The sequence below is a fragment of the Vibrio sp. 2132-1 genome, assembly GCF_033344315.1.
Genome location: NZ_JAWPON010000209.1, coordinates 1 through 827 on the forward strand (window position 1 = coordinate 1; position 827 = coordinate 827).

The window sequence follows — 827 nt, forward strand, 5'->3', positions numbered from 1 at the left end:
ATTCGATGACGAAATGCGCCGCCTAATAACACTGACGTTGTATTTCAATTCTTTTTATTCATTCCTTGAGTGGATACCGAAGCAACTTCCGCTTTATGCACATGCAAAAAATTTATGGAAAGTCACTTGGGTATATTTCCAGTGCAGTGATGCATATCGTTATCGAGTTCTCACTGACGGGTTGAACTATAACGCTAAGAAATCACGAGACAAATCCCAAAACTGTCAATTTCGTGTCATCAAAAAGTTCTACATTATGTGATCTTGAGCACTCAAAGACCCACCCCACCAACCACGCAAACGTTTGCGTCACTTTTTAAAACCAGACAGCTAAAGCAAGTTTATTTCTCAATATTGAGACAATAATTAGGGAACTTTAGGATTTATAAATATAAATCAGAGAGATATTTTGAATGCGAACGGTTAATTTTTATTCATATTAGGCATATGTGGATTACAAAAACTTATCCATTTTTGAACAACTAAAAAGCAAAACGAACAGTTTATATCCTTAGCAAGATTAAGCTTTATAGTGCTGTGAACCTTCAGATACAAAAAAGCCGCGACAAATATCGCGGCTTAGAATGACTATTTATTCAGTCTAATTATGCGTTTGCTTCACGCTCAGCAATGGACTCTAGCGCCATTTTGATGCGAGCAACACAACGTTCTTTGCCGATCAACGCCATTACAGCATCAACAGAAGGTGATTGACCGCCGCCTGTCACTGCAACACGAAGTGGCATACCGATTTTACCCATGCCAATTTCAAGCTCTGCACATACGTCAGCGATCATTTGGTGTAGGTTTTCTGTCGTCCACTGTGA

The 827-nt window shown here is 39.1% G+C and carries 1 protein-coding gene and 1 pseudogene; one reads left to right on the forward strand and one right to left on the reverse strand.

Annotated features, from left to right (window positions below):
* A partial coding sequence (locus tag R8N47_RS24465; RefSeq protein WP_318186011.1) for a hypothetical protein occupies positions 1-262 on the forward strand: 262 nt, incomplete at its 5' end.
* Between the two features lie 343 nt (positions 263-605).
* Here R8N47_RS24465 and R8N47_RS24470 read toward each other — a convergent pair.
* Positions 606-827 (reverse strand): annotated as a pseudogene (locus R8N47_RS24470) (glutamate--tRNA ligase); the annotation flags it as partial.